Raw genomic sequence first — 5019 nt, 5'->3', positions numbered from 1 at the left:
GATTTCATCTTTTGGTACAATTATGACCGTCCACAAGAAAAATTAAAAGGCATGACACCAATGGAATATCGGAGTGCATACCTTATTGAACATCATAACTAAGTAGGTTTTTCTACTTGTCTATTTTTATTGGGGCTTGACATTAGCCCAGTTTTTCTTTTAATTCTCTTGCAATTTCCTCTAAGCGATTGTTTTTATTGACCTGTGGGATTTTGTAGCCAATATAATAAGGAGAAGTAATAAAGCGAGGGACGATTTTACAAATATAGCGTTGACTGTCTGGCATTTTGTAGAAGAAAAGATTATAAGAATCACAGCGCCCGTTCATATAGTCATTTAATAAGTATTGTGTAATAATCTGAACCTTGTCTGCCAAATGATCGATATGCTCAAGCTGAGAAATGATGACATTGAACTCCACAAAGCCCATAATCGGACGTGTAGAAAGCGTGATATCTACACTATTTTCCTTCAGTGTTACACCTTCAAAATTTTCAGGAGAGATGTGTTCATAACCATCGGCCTCTTCCAAACCAACAATCTGCATGTGCGGATGGCGTAAAGTCCCACCAGAGTGTGGACCGAAGTTTTTAAACATGAGTACGGATTTATATTGGGGATTATCCAATAGTTTCTGCCAGCATTCAAAGGCAAAGCGAAAGACCTCTCTGTTTTCTTGGACAGAGTAGGTAGAGACATCACCGAGGTGTTTATCTGACTCGATAATCACAGTCATCAAAGAATTTTCGACAGTCGGAAATTTGTTTTTGAGCCAAATTTTGTGCTCTTGATGATCCAAAATATCTTTGAGATTAGGTGTATCACAAAAAGGACAAACTCGCTTTGTTTCAGCAAGGTTTGCGTATTTATTTTTATTGATTTCCATGTTGAAAATCAAAGGATTATCTGTATGTTCAATCATATCTCTATTATAGCATTTCGCAGTCTATTTATTTCTGGAAAAAATTGGTATAATAAGTCGTTACCTATTATTTACTTCAGCCTTCAACTGAATGTAAGCTTTTTTGTTTTTCTAAAGAAAAATAGGAAATCTAATAAAAATAGAAAGAGATGGTGAACAAATAATGGATAATTCAAAAACAAGAGTCGTTGTCGGTATGTCCGGTGGCGTCGATAGTTCTGTTACAGCATTATTGCTAAAAGAACAAGGTTACGATGTCATTGGTGTCTTCATGAAAAACTGGGACGATACTGACGAAAATGGTGTATGTACAGCTACAGAGGACTATAAAGATGTAGCAGCAGTAGCCGATCAGATCGGTATTCCCTACTATTCTGTCAACTTTGAAAAAGAATATTGGGACCGTGTGTTCGAATATTTCTTGGCGGAATATCGTGCAGGTCGTACACCTAACCCAGATGTCATGTGTAATAAAGAAATTAAGTTTAAGGCTTTCCTTGATTACGCAATGGAACTTGGGGCTGACTATGTAGCTACAGGCCACTATGCCCGTGTAACAACAGACGAAGATGGCACCGTTCATATGCTTCGTGGCGTAGATAATAATAAAGATCAAACCTATTTCCTAAGCCAATTGTCACAAGAACAATTGAAGAGAACAATGTTTCCACTCGGTCATTTGGAAAAACCGGAAGTACGTGCTATTGCCGAACGTGCTGGACTAGCAACAGCCAAGAAAAAAGATTCGACTGGAATCTGTTTCATCGGTGAAAAGAATTTTAAAGAATTTTTGACAAACTACCTTCCTGCAACTTCAGGTAAAATGATGACACTAGATGGTGTAGAAATGGGGACACACGCAGGACTCATGTACTATACCATCGGTCAACGCGGAGGTTTAGGTATTGGCGGACAGCAGGGTCAAATGACAAGTGAACCATGGTTTGTTGTGGGTAAGGACTTGAGCAGTAATACACTTTATGTTGGGCAAGGTTTCCACCATGAACATCTGTATTCAGATAGTTTAACTGCAAGCGAACTGAGCTTTACTCGCACAATGCCTGAAGAATTTGACATGCACTGCACAGCTAAATTCCGCTATCGTCAAGAAGACACAGACGTAACAATCGCTGTTAAAAGAGATAAGGTTACAGTCAAGTTTGCGGAGCCTGTACGTGCCATTACTCCAGGACAAGCCGTTGTTTTCTATGATGGAGACGAGTGCCTTGGCGGGGCCTTGATTGACTTTGCTTATAAAAATGGCCAGATTATGCAATATCAGTAAACAAGGTGTGAGTTGATTTGGCTTCTTACGCGAGGACAGAGGTGGGCTTGAGAGACATAATCGCTAAGGGACAAAAATTGACCATTCGGCATTTCAACAATGTTAATAACAGAGCAAGTGAAAGGAAAAATTCCACACTTAAAAATTGCGTAGCTTTTAGGAAAAATACTGCTAGAGCAGGTCTAAAATGTATTTGAAAATATTTCAAGCTATTCTTTGTAAAAAAGAAGAAAAAATGCATAAAAAAGCTTTCATTTCTCTCATAGTTGTGATATACTAAGTCATAAGACTGTAGACAGTCAAATTGTTGGAGGAATTTTTTTACAAATGAATGAATTTGAAACATTGTTAAACAGCGTTGAGGACGTTAAAGTACGTGATGTCGTAAAGGGTGAAATCCTTACTATCGAAAATGGGCAAGCAACAGTTGCTATCGTTGGTACAGGTGTTGAAGGTGTCCTTACCCTTCGCGAAATCACAAACGACCGTGATGCTGATATCAATACATTCGTAAAACCTGGTGATATTCTTGATTTGCTCGTTATCAAACAAATTGTTGGTAAAGACGCTGAAGGTGCTAATGTATACCTTCTTTCATTAAAACGTCTTGAAGCGCGTAAAGCTTGGACTGAACTTGAAGGCAAAGAGGGTGAAGTCGTTACTGTTAAGGTTACTAAAGATGTTAAAGGTGGACTTTCAGTAGATTATAACGGTGTGCGCGGATTTATTCCAGCGTCTATGATTGACACATATTTCGTTAAAGATACGAAGAAATTTGTTGGTCAAGAAATTGAAGCTAAAATTATCGAGATTAATGCTGCAGAAAACCGCTTCATCCTTAGCCGCCGTGCTGTAGTTGAAGCTGAAAATATCGAAATGCGCAAAGAAGCTTTTGCTCAATTGAACGAAGGCGATATCGTTGAAGGTACTGTTTCACGTGTTACTAACTTTGGTGCATTCGTTGATCTTGGCGGTATTGACGGACTTGTTCATGTTTCAGAACTTAGCCACAACCGTGTCAAACGTCCAGCAGACGTTGTAAAACCTGGTGACAAAGTTGAAGTTAAAATCTTGAAACTTGATGAAGAAGCTGGTCGTCTTTCACTTTCTCTTAAAGCTACACAAGCTGGCCCATGGGAACAAGTTGAAGAAAAAGCACCAGTTGGCTCAACTGTTGAAGGAACTGTTAAACGTCTCACTGATTTTGGTGCATTCGTTGAACTTTTCCTAGGCGTTGAAGGACTTGTTCACGTTTCGCAAATTTCTTGGGACCGTGTTGAAAATCCAAAAGATGTGCTTAAAGTTGGTCAAGTTGTGAACGTAAAAGTTCTTGATGTGAAACCTGAAGAAGAACGTATTTCACTCTCAATCAAGGCTTTGGAAGAAGCGCCTGCTCGCCCAGCTCGTAACAACGAAGACGGTGAAAAACGTGAACGCAAACCACGCGCACCACGTAAGGCAGCAAAACCAAGCTACGATCTTCCAGAAACTCAAGAAGGTTTCTCACTCGCGGACTTCCTCGGCGAAGACTTCGATATCAACGATTTGTAAGAAAATCTCCAGAAAAGTCACCTTGGTGGCTTTTTTTGATTTCTTCTTTACTAAAGATAATTGCTTCCTTTAATCTATTTTTTCGAAAGACTTCTGAACTTAATTATTCAGGAGTTTTTCTGTTTTATTGAGATTCAGTTATGTTAATTGCAAAAAAATAAATTATTTCATGAATAATACATATTGTTTCGTTAATTTAATATTTTCTTACATAATTAGAGCATTGTGAATAGTAAAACTATGTTAAGCTAAAAGAACAACTATTAGAAAAGAGGAAACCTATGATGAAGAAGAAAAGACAGTTGTCTATCGGGCTGATGAGCCTTGCTTTATTAATGTCCGGAGGAGCGGGTCAAGTCCAAGCTGAATCCTTGGAGGACTTGAAAGCAAGAATGGCAGAACATGTCAAAAAATTAGAGAGGAGTAGCCGCTCAGCAGATTCACAAGAAACAAGAAAAATGGAAAAAGAACTGGAAGAAATGTACTTGAAGATGGTCAATCAAGAAATGAAGGAAAATAAAATCATGGAAAAAATCGATAACTTACCAGTGGTTCCCGACAAAACAGACCGGACACGTGCACGATATGGCAACTGGACCTGGCGTGATGGTGTGATTGCCATTACAAATAGAGGTATTTCTGGAAGTTGGCATGCGGGAATAGTAGCACCACAAAGATTGAGGGTTACAGCGGAAGCTTCACCAAATACAAATGGGGTTAGATTTCAATCTAACTTTGAAGGGCGTGGAAAAGTAGGCAACCATAATGTCTGGCAAACAGGGGTAAAGTCAACAAGCATCTCACAAGATTGGTGGGCAGGTCATTGGGCGGGAAGACAGGTAGGCAAGCCCTATAACTATAACTTCTACCGCACCAATAACAGAAACAGCTTTTACTGCTCGCAGCTGGTTTGGGCAGCCTATATGGATGTTGCTAAGGTTAATCTCAATACCTCAGCTTACGATATCCCAGGGGCGCGAACTATTCATCCGTCGGAGTTGCTGTATAACAATAAAGTCCAGTTGATTTATCGTGCCAAATAAGGATGTCTATCGAACAATGAAAAAAATAATATTACCAGTCCTAGCTGCTGTTTTTCTCTCACTTGGTGCCGTTTTTTTAGTCTCTTGAATTGTCAAGTTAAGTGCAACACCTCTTCAAAAAAGATTTCATAAGGTGTTTTCCAGCCCAAGACCTTTTTTGGTCTTAGATTAAGTTTTTCAATATATTTATCAATGGTTTCAGAAGGTACTTCATCCAT

5 protein-coding genes and 1 pseudogene are annotated in these 5019 nt (G+C 39.0%); 4 read left to right on the top strand and 2 right to left on the bottom strand.

Features of this window, described 5'->3' with window-relative positions:
• Window positions 1-6 precede the first annotated feature (6 nt).
• A complete protein-coding gene (locus tag ACGHCK_RS11335; protein ID WP_394304562.1) occupies window positions 7-102 on the top strand; it encodes an IS3 family transposase in 96 nt (31 codons plus the stop codon).
• Between the two features lie 40 nt (window positions 103-142).
• On the opposite strand, the gene ACGHCK_RS11330 is transcribed toward ACGHCK_RS11335, so the two are convergent.
• A complete protein-coding gene (locus ACGHCK_RS11330; protein WP_202230826.1) occupies window positions 143-922 on the bottom strand; it encodes a DUF4931 domain-containing protein in 780 nt (259 codons plus the stop codon).
• 160 nt (window positions 923-1082) lie between these two features.
• On the opposite strand from ACGHCK_RS11330, the gene mnmA reads away from it, so the two are divergent.
• The 3 genes from mnmA to ACGHCK_RS11315 all read left to right on the top strand — a co-directional run bounded on the left by mnmA (window position 1083) and on the right by ACGHCK_RS11315 (window position 4801).
• Window positions 1083-2207 carry a tRNA 2-thiouridine(34) synthase MnmA gene (gene mnmA / locus ACGHCK_RS11325; RefSeq protein WP_271328805.1) on the top strand — a complete coding sequence of 375 codons (1125 nt, stop codon included), beginning with the start codon at window positions 1083-1085 and terminating at the stop codon, window positions 2205-2207.
• A 327-nt stretch (window positions 2208-2534) separates the two neighbouring features.
• Window positions 2535-3758 carry a 30S ribosomal protein S1 gene (gene rpsA / locus ACGHCK_RS11320; RefSeq protein WP_271328804.1) on the top strand — a complete coding sequence of 408 codons (1224 nt, stop codon included), beginning with the start codon at window positions 2535-2537 and terminating at the stop codon, window positions 3756-3758.
• A gap of 281 nt (window positions 3759-4039) precedes the next feature.
• Complete coding sequence (locus ACGHCK_RS11315) at window positions 4040-4801, top strand: YiiX/YebB-like N1pC/P60 family cysteine hydrolase (protein ID WP_251423997.1); 762 nt, start codon at window positions 4040-4042, stop codon at window positions 4799-4801.
• 92 nt (window positions 4802-4893) lie between these two features.
• Here ACGHCK_RS11315 and ACGHCK_RS11310 read toward each other — a convergent pair.
• Window positions 4894-5019, bottom strand: a pseudogene (locus ACGHCK_RS11310) (IS30 family transposase); the annotation flags it as partial.

It is taken from the genome of Lactococcus muris (assembly GCF_042849115.1).
GTDB lineage: Bacteria > Bacillota > Bacilli > Lactobacillales > Streptococcaceae > Lactococcus > Lactococcus muris.
The sequence above is the reverse complement of the archived record's forward strand: the minus strand, read 5'-3'. Positions and strand labels throughout refer to the sequence as shown.

Bases quoted from the DNA above. Each gene is read 5' to 3' on its own strand.
- ACGHCK_RS11330 (WP_202230826.1), bottom strand. From the start codon at position 922: ATGATTGAACATACAGATAATCCTTTGATTTTCAACATGGAAATCAAT.
- rpsA (WP_271328804.1), top strand. From the start codon at position 2,535: ATGAATGAATTTGAAACATTGTTAAACAGCGTTGAGGACGTTAAAGTA.
- ACGHCK_RS11315 (WP_251423997.1), top strand. From the start codon at position 4,040: ATGATGAAGAAGAAAAGACAGTTGTCTATCGGGCTGATGAGCCTTGCT.